This window comes from Brachybacterium kimchii, from assembly GCF_023373525.1.
In the GTDB taxonomy this organism is placed as follows: Bacteria; Actinomycetota; Actinomycetes; order Actinomycetales; family Dermabacteraceae; genus Brachybacterium; species Brachybacterium kimchii.
This window is the reverse complement of the sequence record NZ_CP097218.1, coordinates 1558264-1575363: the sequence shown is the minus strand read 5'-3', so window position 1 is coordinate 1575363 and position 17100 is coordinate 1558264. Positions and strand designations below refer to the sequence as shown.

Below are 17100 nucleotides of genomic sequence, written 5' to 3'. Positions count from 1 at the left end.
TCGCCTCAGGCGTTCAGGAGGTGCGACGCGGCGCCGTGCGGACCGCTCTCAGCGGCCGGTGCCGGGACCTCGACGCCCGGGGCTCCCGCCGAGGAGTCGGCGAGGTGCGCTCCGAGAGCGGGCGCGAGGCCGCGAGCCGATGACGACGCGGTGGACGCGGTCGACGGGGCCGCTGCCCGGCTGCGCTCGAGGTGCATCGTGCGGTAGACCTCGAGGACCCGAGCGCCGAAGGCCTCGGCGCCGCAGGTGCGGCGCGCGTGCTGGAGGGCGCGGTGCGACATCCTCTCGATGCCGATCTCGTCGTCCAGCAGCGAGGTGAGGCGGGCGCCGAACTCGGCGGAGTCCTCCACGGCGTAGCCGGTCTCGCCGTCCACGAGCACTCCGGCGACGGAGTCGTCGCGGCGGCACAGCAGCGGGAGCCCGCAGGCGAGGGCCTCGATGTACGTGAGGCCCTGCGTCTCCGAGCGGGACGCGGAGACGAACAGGTCGGCCATCCGGTACCAGCGCGGGACCTCGTGCGGGTCGATCGCGCCGGCGAAGCGCACGCGCTTCTCCATGCCGAGGTCGGCGACCAGGTGCTCGAGGTGCTCGCGGTAGGGGCCGTCGCCCACGAGCACGAGGACGGCATCCTCGCGCTCGGCGGCGGCCACGTCGCGGATGACCTGGTCGAGGTTCTTCTCCTTGGCCAGGCGGGAGACGCTCAGCAGCACCTTCTGGCGCGCGCCGATCCCCAGGGAGGCGCGCAGGGCGGCGGAGTCGGCCGCCTCGGCGGAGGACTGCGCGGGGCGGAAGCGCCCCAGGTCCAGGCCCGTCGGGATCACGTGCACGGGGCGGCTCACCCGGTAGCCCTCGAGCAGGTGTGCGACCTTCTCGGTGGGCGCGATGACCGCGTCCGTGCGCTCCAGCAGTCGGCGGGAGAACTCCGCGACGGCCTTGCGGCCCATGGTGCGGCTGGGGGAGTAGTAGTGCGTGTAGTCCTCGTAGATCGTGTGGTACGTGTGCACGAGTGGCACGTCGAGATCGCGGGCGATGCGGCGGGCCCACACGTGGGTGGTGAACTCGCAGTTCGAGTGGACCGCGTCCGGGTGCCAGCGCTTGATCGCCCCGAGGATGCGCCGCTGGTGGATGGTGCCGATGCGAGCGCTCGCGTAGAACAGCGAGGCCGAGACCGAGCCGAGCCGGTAGACCTTGCCCTCGCACGAGGAGCGCAGGCCGGGTGCGAGGGTCAGCACGCGGACGTCGCAGCCCAGGGCTTCGAGCTGCCGACGCAGCGTGGTCACCGAGGCGACGACCCCGTTGACCGCGGGTTCCCACCAGTCGGTGGTCAGGAGCACCTTCAGCGGACGCTCGGATCGCGCGACGTGCCGCGCGGACGAGGACCTCTCGAGCAGTGTCATGGTGCCATCCTCCGCCGGAGCCGGGGCCGACCCATCAGTCGGAGGTCCACTCTGCGTCCACCCCAGGGATGATCCTGCGACGGAGGCGGACCCGGGCACTCGGCCCTGGCCTCCCCCTTCGCACGAACGTGAGCGCTGCATGGTCCCGACCATAGCGTCCCGGAGCCGCGAGTCGAGGGTGCGGCGGGGGACACGCCGGGGAAGGCCTGATGACGGGGAGCGGGTCGGGGCGGTGGCGGGGTGTCGAGGAGTCATGCTCCGAGTCTGCGCACCCGCGGCGCCCCTTCCCATCCCGCCACCTGGTGGGGCCCATGTCGGGCTTTCCCCACCTCCGGTGTCCGCCCCGGCGCGCGCCGGGGAGCGGCTCAGGCGGTGATCACTCGCTGACCTGGTAGGTGGCGGTGAGGTCGGCGCTCGCGAGCTGCTGGGTGAAGATCGCGAAGCGCGCGCCCACGTGGGGGTCCGACGGGTCGGCGCCCAGTGTCTCCACGGGCAGCGCGTGCACCGAGAAGACGTAGCGGTGCGGCGGGCCGGCGGGCGGGTTGGGGCCGTCGTAGCCGACGCGCCCGAAGTCGTTGGCCGCCTGCTTCAGATCGGTGCTCTCGCGCGGCACGCCGAGGTCCAGCGAGGTGGTCGAGGCCGGGATGTCCCAGGCGACCCAGTGCCAGAATCCCGAGCCCGTCGGCGCATCGGGGTCGTAGCAGGTGACGGCGAAGCTCCGGGTCCCCTCGGGCGCGCCGGTCCAGGTGAGGTCCGGGGAGGTCGAGGTGCCGCCGAGCTCGGGCGCGAGCTGCGCGGCGGCGACCACGGAGTCGTCGGGAGTGGCCTGCGAGGTGACGGAGAACGTGGTGTCGGTCATGCGCCCAGGCTACGGGACGCTCGCCCGGTGACGACAGGATCCCCGGCGGTCGCAGTGCTCGACCTGCGCTCGTCGGCGCGTCCCTCCTGCGCTGACCCCGGGGCTCGTCGGTCCCGGCTCAGAATCCGCTGGAGGACGGGCGCGGGTAGTGCGTGAGGAACTTCTTGACCTGGTTGGCCATCGCGACGGCGATGTAGGCGCGACGGCGCGTGCCCTCGGTGGCGTAGGCCAGCGGGTGCACCGTGCGGTGGCGGGCGATGCGGCGCACGCGGGCCCGCAGCCCGGGCTCGGTCACGTAGCGCATGAGCAGGGGGCGGGGGACGATCGAGTAGAGGATCTCGTCGTCCGGGACGATCCGCTCGATCTGCTCGTGGTCGACGACGTCGCGGACGACCGCGCGCGCCACGTTCGCCCCGGCCGCGGTCATGTAGTAGTTGTTCCGCCCGATGCGCGGGTTGACCTCGAAGAACTTCGCGACACCCGTGCGCGGGTCGACCTTCACATCGAAGTTCGCGTAGCCGCGGTAGCCGGTGAGCTCGAGGAACGCCACGGCCTGCACGGCGATCTCGCCCGGGTCGGCCGTGAACATCGCGGCCGGGTTCCCGAGGGCGCCGGGGGTGTGCTCCTCGAGCAGCACGTGCGCGCCGCCGAGCAGCGTCACCCGGCCCGCCTGGTCGACGTAGGCGGTGATCGAGCGCATGGCGGTGTCATCGCCCGGCACCATCTCCTGGACCACGAAGCGGTCGGCGAAGCCCGCCGCGTCGAGTCGGTGCACGAGGTCCGTGAGCTCGGCGGGCTCCGTGAGGTGGTAGACCTTCTTCTTCCCCGCGAACTCCACGTGCGTGTAGGCGGAGGAGCGGGCTGGCTTGGCGACGACGGGGAAGGCGAACGGGAGCTCCGGGATCTCCGTCGGCCCCTCGCCGGTGAAGTCGACGACCACGGTCTCCGGCGTGCTCACGCCGAGCGTCGTGCAGATCTCGGAGAAGGTCGCCTTGTCGGAGACGTCGCGGAGGGTCTTCTCGTCCAGCACCGGCAGCACGAAGAACTCCTCGAGCTCCTCGCGGTGTGCGCTGAGCAGTGCGATCAGCCAGTCGGCGTTCGCGAGCACGATCGCAGGGACGCCCGGGCGCCGCGCGGCGCGCTCCCGGCCGTGGCGCAGCAGGGCGGCGGCGAGGTCGTCCTCGGTGGCGCTCGCGCCGAGCTCCTCGGCCACCAGGATCCGCGAGTCAGCGATCGGCCCCGAGACGCTGCGGGTGATGACGTGCGAGATCGTCCCGTACTGCTCGTGGAAGGCGCGGGCCAGGGCGTACACCCCGATGTCACCGCCCAGCATCACCAGGTCGAAGTCGTCGCGAGGCTCGACGGGGCCGCGGGAGCGCGAGGAGGCGGGAGCCATGGATGATCTCCTTCGGACGGGCGGTGGGGCGGCCGACGGGATGGCGGGCCGACGGGATGGGCGGCCGATGGGCTGGGCGGCCGACGGGCGGGTGACCGAGGGGTCGGACGGGACCTGTCCCGTCAGAACCCGGTGTCGGTCGGGCGCGGGTACACGCGCAGGTACTTGCGCACGAAGTTGAGACCCGAGGTGCGGGCGTACGCCCTCATCCAGGCCCCTTCCGGACGGTACAGGAACGGATTCGCCAGCGCGGTGCGGGCGACGTCCTTCACGCGCGCCCGCAGGTGCGCATCGCGGACGTAGCGCAGCACGAGCCGCACCGGCAGGATCGTGTAGAGCACCGGGCGGGTCACCACGACCTGGTCGATGTCCTCACCGTGCACGAGGTCCTCGACGATGTGCCGGGCGACGGACTCGCCGGCGGCGGTCACGTAGTAGTTGTTGCGCCCGATCCGCGGGTTGATCTCGAAGAAGCACTGCTCGCCGGTGCGCGGGTCGACCTTCACGTCGAAGTTCGCGAACCCCACGTAGTCGACCGCGTCCAGGAAGCGCGAGGCGGCCTCGACGAGCTGCGGGTGGGCGCCCGTGATCATCGCGGCCGGGCGGCCCAGGGCCTCCGGGGTGTGCTCGCCCAGCAGCACCTGTGCGGCGCACAGCAGGGTGACGCGTCCGCGGCTCGAGCGGTAGGCGGTGATCGAGCGCTGCGCGGTGTCGTCCCCCGGGACCAGGTCCTGGAACAGGAAGCGGCCCGTGAAGCCCGCGTCGCGCAGGCTGCGCACCAGACGCAGACGCTGCTCCTCGCTCTCGAGGAAGAACACCTTGCGCTTGCCGGGGAAGGACACCCGGCCGTACTCGGCGGTGTTCGCGGCCTTGCCCACGCAGGGGTAGGCCCAGGGCAGCGGATCCTCCCCGTCCCAGTCCGCGTCACGGGCACGCGCGAAGTCCACGACCTTCGTGGGCGGGGTCGCGATGCCCAGGCCAGCGCAGATCTCCTGGAACTCGGCCTTGTCGGCGAGGCGCTCGAGCTGGGCGGCGTCGACCTGGGAGAGCAGGTAGTGCTCCTCGAGATCGGCCCGGTGGGCGTCGATGAAGGCGACCAGCGAGTCGGCGTTGCACAGCAGCAGCGCGGGGCGGCCCGCGGGACGCTGCTGCGCGAGCTCGACGAGCACGTCGCGCATCTCCTCGTCGCTCGCGTCCGCGCCCAGCACGATGCTGCGCGCGGTCACGGTGCGCTCGTTCATCGCCACGGGCACGCGGCACACGAGTGTGGACACGATCCCGTACTCCTGATGGAACGCGATCGTGAGGTTCAGTGTGTTCAGACCCGCTCCGAGCACGACGACGTCGAAGCCCGGATCGGCCGTCGGGGGGGACGAAGGCATGCGTGGGATCCTACCGGGCGTTCACGCGTTCTCTCCCAGGTGGGACACGGATCTCAGCGTGCGCCGGTGGTGCGCAGCCACAGGGGCGTGTCCGCGGGCAGCGCTCGCAGGCCGGTCACGTCGTCCTCGTGGGAGGCGATGAGGACGCGGGCCCCGGCGAAGCACCTGGGAGGGGCGTCGGGACCGGCGCCCCGGGCCGATAGCATGGATCGGTGACCACCGAGACCACCGAGACGGCCCAGACCCCCGAGAACCCCGACGCCGCCGGCATCAGCGATGCCAGCTACCGCCGCGCGCAGACCCGCAGCGACGCGCTGTGGGAGAAGATCCGCACGAACCCCAGCGGGCTGCGGATGCTCACCGGGGACCGCCCCACCGGCGCGCTGCACATCGGCCACTACTTCGGCTCCCTGCGCAACCGGGTGCGGCTGCAGCAGGCGGGCGTGGAGACCTGGCTGATCGTCGCGGACTACCAGGTCATCACCGACCGCGAGGTGCTCGGCGACATCCGGGGCTCGGTGCGCGAGCTGATCACCGACTACCTGGCCGCGGGCATCGACCCGGAGCAGGCCACGATCTTCACGCACTCCGCGGTGCCCGCGCTGAACCAGCTGATGCTGCCGTTCCTCTCGCTCGTCACCCAGCCCGAGCTCGAGCGCAACCCCACCGTGAAGGCCGAGCTCGCCGCCGCCGGCAAGTCGGCGATGGGCGGGCTCATGCTCACCTACCCGGTCCACCAGGCGGCGGACATCCTGTTCTGCCACGGGAACCTGGTGCCGGTGGGCAAGGACCAGCTGCCCCACATCGAGCAGACCCGTGTGGTCGCCCGCCGCTTCAACGAGCGCTACGCGGGCGGGGAGCAGTTCTTCCCCGAGCCCGACGCGCTGCTCTCCGAGGCGCCCACGATCCTGGGGCTCGACGGCAGCCACAAGATGAGCAAGTCGCTGGGCAACACGGTCATGCTGCGCATGAGCCCCGAGGAGACCGCGAAGAAGATCAAGAAGGCCAAGACCGACTCCGAGCGCGAGATCACCTTCGATCCCGAGAACCGTCCCGAGGTCGCGAACCTGCTGACCATCGCCTCGCTGTCCACGGGGCGCAGCCCCGAGGAGATCGCCGCCGAGATCGGCGACAAGGGCGCGGGCACCCTCAAGGTGATGACCGCCGAGGTCCTCAATGAGCACCTGGCGCCCCTGCGCGAGCGCCGCGCCGAGCTCGAGAAGGATCCCGGCTACCTCTTCTCTGTGCTGCGCGCGGGCAACGAGCGCGCGAACGCCGCCGCCGACGAGACGCTCGCCCACGTGCGCGAGGTCATGGGGATGGTCTACTGACCCGTCGGCCGACGGCCCCGGTTCAGAAGCTGCTCGAGCTGCCGGCTCCGGAGAAGCCGCCGCCCGAGTACCCGCTCGTGCTCCCTGAGGACGCCGGCGGATTGCGGTGCGTGTCCAGCGCCGTCGTGGCGCCGCCGTACCAGGCGCCCGTCCACAGCACGGGGCTCAGCGAGTAGCCCGAGACGTAGTCCTGCGGGTGCCGGGCGAACTGTCGCCCGCGCACCGAGGTCGGGAAGTCGCTGGTGAAGTGCTCGGGCTCGGCGTCCCGCATCACCTTGACCTCGTCATCGTCCTTGGAGCGGGCGCCGATCGCCTCCTCGCGCAGGCGCTCGCTCGCCACGGACAGCCGCTCGGTGAGCTCGTCGAGCCTCTCCAGTGCGTCGTCGGGGCTGATGCCGCCGTCGAGGTAGGCGGTGGAGACCTCCTCGAGATCGGTCGAGACCTGCTGGGCAGTGGAGCGCAGGCCGGCGGCCGCTGCGGAGTGCGTCGTGGTGCTCTGCTGCCCGTCGGTGTCGGTGTCGGTGTCGGTGTCGGCGGGGTCGAGGACCTCCGCGATGGTCTGCTCGACCGCGGCGAGCGACTCGTCCAACGGCCTGCGCTCCTCCTGCCATGCGGTCCGGAAGTCTCCCGTGCGGCCGAGGAGACGGGCCGCGCCGATGATGGTGTCGTCGGCTCGATCGGCGACCTCGACCGACTTCTCGAACTCCTTCGCGCGGCGCGCCGACGCCGGGCCGATGCCCCACAGCGGGCCCGGGTGCGCGGGCAGCTCGGAGGAGGTGCTCTCCGCCTCGTCGACCGCGCGGCGGTAGTCCTCGACGTCGGCGAGGATCGTCGCGCCGTAGGAGGAGTCGCGCGGGATCCGGGAGGCGGCCTGATCGGTCTCCTGCCGCTTCGCGCGCACGTCGTCGAAGCGCTCACGAGCGGTGCGGACCCGGCGGCGGCTGCCGGCGCCGCGAGCGAGCGCGGCCACGGCTCCGGCGCCGAGGGCGACGAGCGCGATGAAGGCGCCGATGATCGCGCCCGGGCTCCGCCACCAGGGGCGCCCCAACAGGTCGGCGTACTTCTGGGCGCCCGCCTCGAAGGCATCGGCCCAGGCGCCGTCGGAGGCGTCGTCCTTCATCGCGTCCTGCACGTCCTCGAAGTCGCCGTCGGAGAGTTTGACGTCCTCCCCGGCGTACGTCCCGACCTTCCGGTGCTCCGGGTCGATCGCGAGGATCACGACGCCGTCGGCCCACTTCTCGCCGTCGATCCAGTCGGGGTGCTCGGATCTCGCGTCGTCCAGCACCGCGTCGTTCAGCCCGGTATCGGCCGACGGGTCTGCGTCGTGCGCGGCGATGTCGAGAGTGACCACCTTGAGGTCGACGGGAGCGGCGGCGTCGCGGAGGTCGATGCCCTCCAGCCGGCCCTGGAGGGCGTCCGGATCATCGATCACCCCCTGCTCGTCGTCGATCTCGACCGAGCCCGGGGGAGCGGCATGCGCTCCAGGAGCCAGCAGGGGAGCGAGCAGCGCCAGCAGCGCGAGCGCGCCCAGGAGCACGAGGACGAGGCTGCGTACATGGGCCGACGGGGCCGGGGCGCGGGTCGTCGCCCGGGGAGCGCGAGGAGCGGACGGGGCCTGGGGATGCGGGTCCATGGCTCCACGCTACGGAGCGCCGAGCGCACGGCGGACCCGCCGATCGTCGGTCCCTGCACCTGCGCAGGGAGCGCCCTTATACTCGCCTAAAGCAGACCTTTGGGTGGCGGGCCGGTGTGCCGGGACCGCCGCCTCGGACGGAAGGGAACACGCATGCCCATCTTCGAGAACGTCTCCGAGCTCGTCGGCCGCACCCCGCTCGTGCGCCTGAATCACCTGGGCGACGAGGTCGTCGCCGACGTCGTCGCCAAGCTCGAGTTCTACAACCCCGCGGCCTCGGTCAAGGACCGCATCGGCGTGGCCATGATCGACGCGGCCGAACGCTCCGGCGAGCTCGAGGAGGGCGGCACGATCGTCGAGGCCACCAGTGGCAACACCGGCATCGCCCTGGCCATGATCGGCACCTCGCGCGGGTACCGGGTCGTCCTGACCATGCCCGAGTCCATGTCCAAGGAGCGGCGCGCCCTGCTGCGCGCCTTCGGGGCCGAGCTCGTGCTCACCGAGGCCTCCAAGGGCATGAAGGGCGCCGTGGAGAAGGCCCAGGAGGTCGCCGCGGAGACCGGCGGCGTCCAGGTCAAGCAGTTCGAGAACCAGGCGAACGCCGAGATCCACCGCAGCACCACGGCCGAGGAGATCTGGGAGGACACCGACGGCGAGATCGACGTCCTCGTCGCCGGCATCGGCACCGGCGGCACCATCACGGGCGTGGGCCAGGTCCTCAAGGAGCGCAGGCCCGGCGTGCGGATCGTCGCCGTCGAGCCCGCCGAGTCCCCGATCCTCAACGGCGGCCAGCCCGGCCCCCACAAGATCCAGGGCCTCGGCGCGAACTTCGTGCCCGCGCTGCTGGACACCGACGTGTACGACGAGGTCATCGACATCGACGCGGAGACCGCCATGGAGCGCGCCCGCTCGATCGCCCGCACCGAGGGCCTGCTCGTGGGCATCTCCTCGGGCGCCGCGATCGAGGCCGCCGTGAGCGTGGGCTCGCGCCCCGAGTTCGCGGGCAAGCGGATCGTCGTGGTCGTGCCCTCCTTCGGCGAGCGCTACCTCACGACCCCGCTGTACGCCGAGTACATGGACTGAGGTCCGCATGGGCCTCCTCTCCCGCGTCCGCGGCGGCCGACGCGGCGGGCTCGTGCGCGGGTCCGCCGCGTCGGCCGCGTCGACCGCGCCGGTAGACGGACGATCCGGTGCCGCGGACCTTCGCGGCGCGCTCGCGGCCGTCCACGACGACGTGACCGCTGCGCGCCACCGCGATCCTGCGTCGACCTCCGACCTGCAGGTGCTGCTGACCTCCCCGGGACTGCACGCGATCTGGTCGCACCGCCTCGCCCACCGCCTCTGGGGTGCGGGGCGCGGCGGGCGCCTGCCCGCGCTCCTGCTCGCCCAGGCCACCCGCTCGGTGACGGGCGTGGAGATCCATCCGGGCGCGCGCATCGGACGGCGCTTCTTCATCGACCACGGCATGGGCGTGGTCATCGGGGAGACCGCCGAGGTGGGCGACGACGTGATGCTCTACCACGGCGCGACCCTGGGCGGCCGGTCCATGGAGCGCACGAAGCGCCACCCGACCGTGGGCGACGGCGTCGTCATCGGGGCGGGTGCACGCGTGCTCGGCCCGGTCGCGATCGGCGATCAGGCGCAGGTCGGCGCCAACGCGGTGGTCGTCGCCGACGTGCCCGCGCATGCGACCGCCGTCGGGGTCCCCGCGCGGGTGCGCCGCGAGCGCGCCCATCCCGAGGAGCTCGTCGACCCCGCCATCTGGATCTGAGCAGCGGCCGCGTGCCCGGGCGCCCCGCGCCTCGCGGTCTCCGCGCGCAGTCGCCGGGTGCGGGGCCGCACTCAGCCGAAGGGCTCCAGGAAGGGGTTCGTCGCGCCGTCGCGATGGCGCTCCCAGTCGGGAAGCACCTGGTGGGCGTCCTCGGCGATCACATGATCGAAGGCGGCGCGCACGAACGGGTCGCGCGGAGGATCGATGTCGATGAGCACCGTGGTCGCGCCGTGCTCGCGCGCGAGCGGGGCCAGGGCCGCGGCTGGGAACACGGTGCCGCTGGTGCCGACCACCGCGAACACGTCGGCCGAGATCGCGAGGGCCTGCGCGCGCGAGAGCGCGGCCTCGGGGAGCATCTCGTCGAACAGCACGACGTCGGGCCGGGTCGGGCTCCCGCAGACGGGACAGACGGACGGCGTGCCGTGGTCCTCGGCGCGATCTCCCTCGCCCGGGGTCAGCGGGGCCTCCCACGTGCAGTCCGGGTCGGTGCAGACCGCCGTGTACGCGCGGCCGTGCAGCTCGCTCACGTCGCGGGACCCCGCCGCCTGGTGCAGGCCGTCCACGTTCTGGGTGATCACGGGCGCGCCCATGCGGGCGATCGCGTAATGGCCGGGCGTGGGACCGTGATCCGCCGCGACCTTCGCCATCCCGCCCCACACGCGCCACAGCGCTGGCAGGGAGCCGGGGAGGGCATCGGCGTGCATGGCGCTCTCGAGGTCGGGCGAGAGCGCCCAAAGCCCGTCGGGCCCGCGGAAGGTGCCGACCCCTGTGCGCGCGCTGAGCCCCGCTCCCGTGAGGACGACGAGCCGCTGCGAGGGGTCCGGACGGAACCGGGGGGTCACCACTCCTCGTGGGTCCTCGAGTCCCAGGCGGCGTCCTCGCCCAGGTCCAGCGTGGCGAGCAGGGCGCGGTCCTCGTCGTCCAGCGCCACGGAGCCCAGGTCGAGGTTGGCACGCTGGCGCTCGGGGTTCGCGGACTTCGGGATCACGACGATGCCCTGGTCGACGGCCCAGCGCAGGGCGATCTGCGCGACGGCGACGCCGTGCTTGTCGGCCACCTTCCGGATCGCGAACTGCTCGCCGAGGCCCTCGCGGCCGCCGAGCGGTCCCCAGGCCTCGGTGACGATGCCGTGCTCGTCGTGGAAGGCGACGGCGTCGTGGCGCTGGAGGGCGGGGGAGAGCTGGATCTGGTTGACCTCCGGCCACTCGCCGGTCGCGTCGAAGAGCTCCTGCAGCTGATCGGGACGGAAGTTCGAGACGCCCGCGTGGCGGATCAGGCCCTCCGAGCGCAGGTCCAGCAGGGTGCGCCAGGTGTCCAGAGCCAGGCCGCGGGAGGGGTTCGGCCAGTGGATGAGGACGAGGTCGACGCTGTCCAGGCCCAGACGGCGCACGGACTCGAGCACCCCGCCGCGAGCGGCCTCGCGGCCCTGGTCGCCGCCGGCGACCTTCGTGGTGATGAAGACGTCGGCCGGATCGAGGCCGCTCGCGCGCAGGCCCTCGCCCATGGCCGCCTCGTTGCCGTACTGGGCGGCGGTGTCGATGAGCCGGTAGCCACCGCGCAGGGCCGCGGCGATCGCCTCGGCGCCCTCGACGCCCTTGGTCGAGGAGGTCCCGAAGCCGATGAGCGGGATCTCGGTCCCGTCGGCGAGGGTGCGGGTGGGGGCCGACGGGGCGGCTGCTGCGGACGACGTGCTCATGGGGACCTCCTGGGTCGGTGGGTCGTGCAGTGCTGTGCTTGGGATGCTGTGGAGCGGGTGCTGTGCGGAGCGGGTGCTGTGCGGAGCGGCGGGCGACGGACGGCGGGGAGGGCCTCGGCGCTCAGCGCCAGGACGCGGGGGCGTGGGGCGGGACGAAGGCGGCGATCTCCTCGGCGCTGGGCAGGGCGGTCTCCAGGGAGCGCTCCATCATCAGCTGCTGGGAGCCGAACTCCTCGAGCCCGCGGCGCACCGTGAAGCCCAGGCGCTGCAGCAGGGCCACGCTGCGCTTGTTGCGGGTCTGCGTGACGGCGATGACGTGGTCGTCCTCGAGGTTCTCCTGCGCCCAGGCCAGCAGCTGGCGGCACGAGGCCGCCGCGAGGCCCTGGCCGGTGGCCTCGGGCAGCAGGGCGTAGGAGAGCTCGAGCTCACCGCGGTCGTAGTCCAGGGTGATGGACCCGATCATGCGGTCCTCGTCGTCGGCACGGTCGATCACCCAGTGCCCCCAGCTCAGCCCCAGCGGGGACAGCTCGAGGGCCTGGCGGGACGCGTAGTCGACGGACCCTCCGAGGTACTCGCGGGTGATCGGGTCGGTCATCAGCCGGATCATCTCCGGGCGGTCGCCGTCGTGCGGGGCGCGGATCACGACACGCTGCCCGCGGATCGTGATCGGCCATTCCCACGTACCTTCCCGAGTCACCGTGCCAGCCTACCCGCCCGGCCCCGGTACAGTGAGATCCGCGCCGCGAGGACGCGGCCGCGAATCTCCCGGCTCACCCCTCCCACCTGCGAGGGAGAGCCCCGCACGAATCAGGAGAGCAGATGCCCGAGGCCATGGAGCGCACCACCCCGCTGCACGCGGTGCACGAGGAGCTGGGCGCGACGTTCACGGACTTCGCGGGATGGCAGATGCCCGTGCGCTACAGCTCCGATCTCGCCGAGCACAGGGCGGTGCGCGAGCACGCGGGCATCTTCGACCTCAGCCACATGGGGGAGATCGAGCTCGTCGGCCCCGGCGCCGGAGAGGCCCTGGATCGGGCCCTGGCCGGCAAGCTGTCCGGCATCTCGGAAGGTCGCGCGAAGTACTCGCTGATGCTCACCGAGGACGGCGGGATCGTCGACGACCTCATCGTCTACCGCCTGGGGGAGCAGCGCTTCCTGGTGGTCGCCAACGCCTCCAACGCCGACGTCGTCGCCGAGCAGCTGCGCGAGCGCAGCGCGGGGCTCGACGTCGAGGTCGACGACCGCTCCGCCGACGTCGCCCTCATCGCCGTGCAGGGCCCTGCGAGCGCCGACATCGTCACCCGCGCCCTCGTGGGGGCGCGCACCGGCGTCAGCGTCCAGGAGATCGCCGAGCTCAAGTACTACCGCGTGCTCGCGGGGACCTTCGAGGGCGAGGAGCTGCTGGTCGCCCGCACCGGCTACACCGGCGAGGACGGCTTCGAGCTCTACGTCCCCTCCTCCCATGCGCGCGCCCTGTGGGACACGGTCGTCGCCGCCGGCGGCGCCGAGCTCACCCCCTGCGGCCTCGCCAGTCGCGACACCCTGCGCCTGGAGGCCGGGATGCCGCTGTACGGCCACGAGCTGGGTCGCGACACCCTCCCCGCCCAGGCGGGCATGGGACGGATCGTCGCCCTCACCTCGAAGGGCGACTTCGTGGGCCGCGCGGCCGTCGAGGCCTCGGACCCCAGCGGGAGGCCCGTGCTCGTGGGCCTGGTCGCCGAGGGCCGACGGGCCGGGCGCGCGGGCGCCCGCGTGCGCGACGCACAGGGCCAGGACCTGGGCGAGATCACCTCGGGCGTGCTCTCCCCGACGCTCGGCCACCCCATCGCCATGGCCTACCTCGACCGCTCGGCCTCGGCCGAGGGCACGGAGGTCGTCATCGACGTGCGCGGCAAGGACCTGCCCGCGACCGTCGCCGCCCTGCCCTTCTACCGCCGCTCCTGACCGCCGCTCCCGCTCCCAGCCCCACCATCGCCCCGTCCCGGAAGGACCGACCATGAGCAACGAACTCCTGTACAGCAAGGACCACGAATGGGTCCGCGTCGGCGAGGACGGCATCGCCGTCATCGGCGTCACCGACTTCGCCGCCGGCCAGCTCGGCGACGTCGTCTACGTGGACCTGCCCGAGGTCGGCGCGAGCATCAGCGCCGGCACCGAGATGGGCGAGATCGAGTCCACGAAGTCCGTCTCCGACCTGTTCGCCCCGCTCGACGGCACCGTCACCGAGGTCAACCAGGCCGTCGTCGACTCGCCGGAGCTCGTGAACTCCTCCCCGTTCGAGGACGGATGGCTCGTCAAGGCCTCCTTCCTCTCCCTGCCGCCGGACCTCATGCAGGAGGCCGAGTACAAGGACTCCGTCGGCGAGTGACCGGGCGGACGGGGCCGCGTCCGCGCCGCCCCGTCGTCCCCTGGCCACGGGCCGCCCGATCCCTCGGTCCGCCCGTCGGCCGCTCCGGCCGGGGCCCTCGGCGCAGGGCCCGGCCGCACCGCAGCACCCCTCCCATCCGCGACACCCGATGAGGCGACACACGTCGATGACCAGCACCGCCAGCCCGTTCCCCCACGACGCCTTCGTCCACCGCCACGTCGGCACGGATCCCGATGCCCAGCGCCGCATGCTCGAGGCCGTCGGCGTCGAGGACCTCCACGCCCTGCTCGAGGCCGCCGTGCCCGGGACGATCCTGCTGGATCCCCGCACCGACGACGCCCTGGGCGACGGGGCGAGCGAGGCCGAGGTGCTCTCCGAGCTGCGCGGGCTCGCGCGCGCCAACACGGTGCGCACGCCGCTGCTGGGGGAGGGGTACTACGGGACCGTGACCCCCGCGGCCATCCAGCGCAACGTGCTGGAGAACCCCGCCTGGTACACCGCCTACACGCCCTACCAGCCGGAGATCTCCCAGGGCCGCCTCGAGGCGCTCCTGAACTACCAGACCGTGATCGCCGATCTCACCGGCCTGCCGATCGCGAACTCCTCGATGCTCGACGAGGCCACGAGCGCCGCCGAGGCGATGCTGCTCGCGCGGCGCGCGACCCGCGCGAAGGTCGCCCGCTTCGTCATCGACGAGGACGTGTTCAGCGCGACCGAGGCCGTGGTGCGCGGCCGCGCCGAGGCCGTGGGCATCGAGCTCGTCAGCGCCGACCTCAAGGACCCGGCCTCCGCCGCCGAGGCACTCGCGGACGGCGCCTTCGGCGTGCTCGCCCAGTACCCCGCCGCCTCGGGCCTGGTGTGGGACCCGCAGCCCCTCGCCGAGGCCGTCCACGCCGCCGGCGGCAAGATGATCCTCGCGAGCGACCTGCTCGCCCTCACCCTTCTCACCCCGCCCGGGGAACTCGGCGCGGACGTCGCCGTCGGCTCCTCCCAGCGCTTCGGGGTGCCGCTCGGCTTCGGCGGCCCCCACGCCGGCTTCATGTCCGTCGCCAAGGGCCTCGAGCGCCAGCTGCCCGGCCGTCTCGTGGGCGTCTCCCAGGACGCCGAGGGGAACCCCGCGCTGCGCCTGGCCCTGCAGACCCGCGAGCAGCACATCCGCCGCGAGAAGGCCACCAGCAACATCTGCACCGCCCAGGTGCTGCTGGCCGTGATGGCCTCGATGTACGCGGTCCACCACGGGCCCGACGGACTGCGCCGCATCGCCCGGCAGGTCGCCGCGCGCACCGCGGACCTCGCCTCCGCGCTCGCCCGCAGCGGTTTCCCCCTCGCGCACGACGCCTTCTTCGACACCCTCACCGTCGCCGTCCCCGGCCGGGCCGAGGAGATCGCCGCCGCGCTCGCCGAGACCGGCTACCTCGTCCGCGTCGTCGACGCCGACACCCTGCGCCTGAGCCTCGACGAGACCACCGACGCCGGCGATCTCGAGGCCCTCGTCGGCGTCATCGACGGCTTCGCGCCCGCGGAGTCCTCGGTCCCCGGCGGGATCGCGGCCGGCGGGGCCGCGTCCGAACCGGCCGCGCCCGACGCGTCGACCGACGGGTCGGGCTCCTCGCAGGCGGTCGACGAGGACGGGCTCCCGGAGATCGGCGCGGGCTGGCCCGCCGAGCTGCACCGCACGAGCGCCTACCTCGCCGATCCGGTGTTCTCCTCCTTCCACTCCGAGACCGCTCTCATGCGCTACCTGCGACGGCTCTCCGACCAGGACTACGCGCTGGACCGCGGCATGATCCCGCTGGGCTCGTGCACCATGAAGCTCAACGCGGCCGTCGAGATGAGCGCGATCACCTGGCCGGAGTTCGCCGCCGTGCACCCCTTCGCCCCGCGCGAGGACGTCGAGGGGTATCTCGAGCTCATCGACTCCCTTGAGCGCTTCCTCGCCGACATCACCGGTTACGACACCGTCTCCCTGCAGCCCAACGCCGGCTCCCAGGGCGAGTACGCGGGGCTGCTCGCGATCCGCGCCTACCACCTCTCGCGCGGCGACTCCGAGCGCACCGTGTGCCTCGTGCCCGCGAGCGCCCACGGCACCAACGCCGCCTCCGCGGTCCTCGCGGGCCTGCGCGTCGTGGTCGTGGCCTCGGACGCCGAGGGCAACGTGGAGGTCGACGACCTCCAGCAGAAGATCAAGGACCACGGCGACGAGCTCGCCGCCATCATGATCACCTACCCCTCCACCCACGGCGTCTACGAGCAGCAGGTGCGCACCGTGTGCGAGCTCGTGCACGACGCGGGAGGCCAGGTCTACGTCGACGGCGCGAACATGAACGCCATGGTCGAGGTCGCCCGCCCCGGCGAGTTCGGCGGCGACGTCTCCCACCTGAACCTCCACAAGACCTTCTGCATCCCCCACGGGGGAGGCGGCCCCGGCGTCGGCCCCGTCGCGGCCAAGGCGCACCTCGCGCCCTTCCTGCCGGGCCATCCGCTCATGCAGAACCCCGAGCACTACGTCGCCGGGCACCCCGCGACCGTGCACGGCGGCGCCCCGGTCTCCCAGGCCCCCTACGGCTCGCCGTCGATCCTGCCGATCCCGTGGGCGTACATCCGCCTGATGGGCGGGGCGGGCCTGCGGCACGCGACGGCCTCCGCGGTGCTCGCCGCGAACTACGTCGCCGCGCGCCTGAAGGACGTCTTCGACATCCTCTACCGCGGGGAGAACGGGCTCGTCGCCCACGAGTGCATTCTCGACCTGCGCCCCTTCACGGCGCGCACCGGGATCTCCGTCGACGACGTCGCCAAGCGCCTCATCGACTACGGCTTCCACGCGCCCACCATGTCCTTCCCCGTGGCGGGGACGCTCATGGTCGAGCCCACCGAGTCCGAGGACCTGCCGGAGCTGGACCGCTTCGTCGACGCGATGCTGATGATCGCCGAGGAGGCCGAGCAGGTCGCCTCGGGCGCCTGGCCGAAGGACGACAACCCGCTGGTGAACGCGCCCCACACCGCGCAGGCGATCGCCCGGGACGACTGGGAGCACCCGTACTCGCGGGAGATCGCCGTCTACCCGGGCGTGCACGCCTCGCGGGAGAGCATCGCGCAGGGCCGTCGCCACGACAGCGTGCAGATGCGGATCGCCGCGAAGTACTGGCCGCCGGTGCGCCGCGTCGACCAGGCCTACGGCGACCGCCACCTCGTCTGCACCTGCCAGAGCCCCGAGGCGTACGCGGAGTCCTGAGGCGCCGCGGTCCCGCGGCCGCATGAACCCGCGTG

The 17100-nt window shown here is 72.8% G+C and carries 15 protein-coding genes; 6 read left to right on the top strand and 9 right to left on the bottom strand.

The genetic code is table 11. The features are described 5' to 3' along the window. Nucleotides 1-5 precede the first annotated feature (5 nt). From M4486_RS07560 to M4486_RS07540, 5 genes are all read right to left on the bottom strand, one after another. Complete coding sequence (locus M4486_RS07560; protein ID WP_249480537.1) at nt 6-1397, bottom strand: glycosyltransferase; 1392 nt, start codon at nt 1395-1397, stop codon at nt 6-8. Nucleotides 1398-1773: 376 nt separating this feature from the next. Then, nucleotides 1774-2256 (bottom strand): YbhB/YbcL family Raf kinase inhibitor-like protein, encoded by a 483-nt coding sequence (locus M4486_RS07555; RefSeq protein WP_249480536.1) that lies wholly within the window; start codon nt 2254-2256, stop codon nt 1774-1776. Between the two features lie 118 nt (nt 2257-2374). After that, a complete protein-coding gene (locus M4486_RS07550; protein WP_249480535.1) occupies nt 2375-3652 on the bottom strand; it encodes a carboxylate--amine ligase in 1278 nt (425 codons plus the stop codon). 122 nt (nt 3653-3774) lie between these two features. Further along, complete coding sequence (locus M4486_RS07545; RefSeq protein ID WP_249480534.1) at nt 3775-5034, bottom strand: carboxylate--amine ligase; 1260 nt, start codon at nt 5032-5034, stop codon at nt 3775-3777. Nucleotides 5035-5087: 53 nt separating this feature from the next. Then, nucleotides 5088-5240, bottom strand: coding sequence for a hypothetical protein (locus M4486_RS07540; protein WP_249480533.1), 153 nt, complete (start codon nt 5238-5240; stop codon nt 5088-5090). A 63-nt stretch (nt 5241-5303) separates the two neighbouring features. Here M4486_RS07540 and trpS point away from each other — a divergent pair, with 63 nt between their 5' ends. Next, on the top strand, nt 5304-6365 hold the full coding sequence (gene trpS / locus M4486_RS07535) for a tryptophan--tRNA ligase (protein WP_152353641.1): 1062 nt from the start codon (nt 5304-5306) through the stop codon (nt 6363-6365). A 22-nt stretch (nt 6366-6387) separates the two neighbouring features. Here trpS and M4486_RS07530 read toward each other — a convergent pair whose 3' ends face one another. Then, nucleotides 6388-7998, bottom strand: a complete 1611-nt coding sequence (locus tag M4486_RS07530) for a DUF5129 domain-containing protein (protein ID WP_249480532.1) — start codon at nt 7996-7998, stop codon at nt 6388-6390. Nucleotides 7999-8151: 153 nt separating this feature from the next. Between M4486_RS07530 and cysK the strand changes: the two genes are divergently transcribed. Further along, nucleotides 8152-9081 carry a cysteine synthase A gene (gene cysK, locus M4486_RS07525; protein WP_249480531.1) on the top strand — a complete coding sequence of 310 codons (930 nt, stop codon included), beginning with the start codon at nt 8152-8154 and terminating at the stop codon, nt 9079-9081. 7 nt (nt 9082-9088) lie between these two features. Then, a complete protein-coding gene (epsC, locus tag M4486_RS07520; RefSeq protein ID WP_249480530.1) occupies nt 9089-9769 on the top strand; it encodes a serine O-acetyltransferase EpsC in 681 nt (226 codons plus the stop codon). A 71-nt stretch (nt 9770-9840) separates the two neighbouring features. Here epsC and M4486_RS07515 read toward each other — a convergent pair whose 3' ends face one another. The 3 genes from M4486_RS07515 to M4486_RS07505 all read right to left on the bottom strand — a co-directional run bounded on the left by M4486_RS07515 (nt 9841) and on the right by M4486_RS07505 (nt 12162). Then, nucleotides 9841-10611: an SIR2 family NAD-dependent protein deacylase gene (locus M4486_RS07515; RefSeq protein ID WP_249480529.1), complete on the bottom strand. Its 771-nt coding sequence runs from the start codon at nt 10609-10611 to the stop codon at nt 9841-9843. Beyond that, complete coding sequence (locus M4486_RS07510) at nt 10608-11465, bottom strand: aldo/keto reductase (RefSeq protein WP_249480528.1); 858 nt, start codon at nt 11463-11465, stop codon at nt 10608-10610. Before M4486_RS07510 ends, M4486_RS07515 begins: the two co-directional genes overlap by 4 nt. Nucleotides 11466-11586: 121 nt before the next feature. Continuing rightward, nucleotides 11587-12162, bottom strand: a complete 576-nt coding sequence (locus tag M4486_RS07505) for a GNAT family N-acetyltransferase (protein WP_152353406.1) — start codon at nt 12160-12162, stop codon at nt 11587-11589. Nucleotides 12163-12284: 122 nt separating this feature from the next. Between M4486_RS07505 and gcvT the strand changes: the two genes are divergently transcribed. From gcvT to gcvPB, 3 genes are all read left to right on the top strand, one after another. Beyond that, nucleotides 12285-13409, top strand: a complete 1125-nt coding sequence (gene gcvT / locus M4486_RS07500; protein ID WP_249480527.1) for a glycine cleavage system aminomethyltransferase GcvT — start codon at nt 12285-12287, stop codon at nt 13407-13409. 52 nt (nt 13410-13461) lie between these two features. After that, nucleotides 13462-13833, top strand: coding sequence for a glycine cleavage system protein GcvH (gene gcvH, locus M4486_RS07495; protein ID WP_249480526.1), 372 nt, complete (start codon nt 13462-13464; stop codon nt 13831-13833). A 166-nt stretch (nt 13834-13999) separates the two neighbouring features. Next, nucleotides 14000-17065 (top strand): aminomethyl-transferring glycine dehydrogenase subunit GcvPB, encoded by a 3066-nt coding sequence (gene gcvPB, locus M4486_RS07490; RefSeq protein ID WP_249480525.1) that lies wholly within the window; start codon nt 14000-14002, stop codon nt 17063-17065. Nucleotides 17066-17100: the final 35 nt, after the last annotated feature.

Coding starts and splice junctions, on each gene's coding strand:
- M4486_RS07560 (WP_249480537.1), bottom strand. CDS start 1,397: ATGACACTGCTCGAGAGGTCCTCGTCCGCGCGGCACGTCGCGCGATCC.
- M4486_RS07555 (WP_249480536.1), bottom strand. CDS start 2,256: ATGACCGACACCACGTTCTCCGTCACCTCGCAGGCCACTCCCGACGAC.
- M4486_RS07550 (WP_249480535.1), bottom strand. CDS start 3,652: ATGGCTCCCGCCTCCTCGCGCTCCCGCGGCCCCGTCGAGCCTCGCGAC.
- M4486_RS07545 (WP_249480534.1), bottom strand. CDS start 5,034: ATGCCTTCGTCCCCCCCGACGGCCGATCCGGGCTTCGACGTCGTCGTG.
- M4486_RS07540 (WP_249480533.1), bottom strand. CDS start 5,240: ATGCTATCGGCCCGGGGCGCCGGTCCCGACGCCCCTCCCAGGTGCTTC.
- M4486_RS07530 (WP_249480532.1), bottom strand. CDS start 7,998: ATGGACCCGCATCCCCAGGCCCCGTCCGCTCCTCGCGCTCCCCGGGCG.
- cysK (WP_249480531.1), top strand. CDS start 8,152: ATGCCCATCTTCGAGAACGTCTCCGAGCTCGTCGGCCGCACCCCGCTC.
- epsC (WP_249480530.1), top strand. CDS start 9,089: ATGGGCCTCCTCTCCCGCGTCCGCGGCGGCCGACGCGGCGGGCTCGTG.
- M4486_RS07510 (WP_249480528.1), bottom strand. CDS start 11,465: ATGAGCACGTCGTCCGCAGCAGCCGCCCCGTCGGCCCCCACCCGCACC.
- gcvT (WP_249480527.1), top strand. CDS start 12,285: ATGCCCGAGGCCATGGAGCGCACCACCCCGCTGCACGCGGTGCACGAG.
- gcvH (WP_249480526.1), top strand. CDS start 13,462: ATGAGCAACGAACTCCTGTACAGCAAGGACCACGAATGGGTCCGCGTC.
- gcvPB (WP_249480525.1), top strand. CDS start 14,000: ATGACCAGCACCGCCAGCCCGTTCCCCCACGACGCCTTCGTCCACCGC.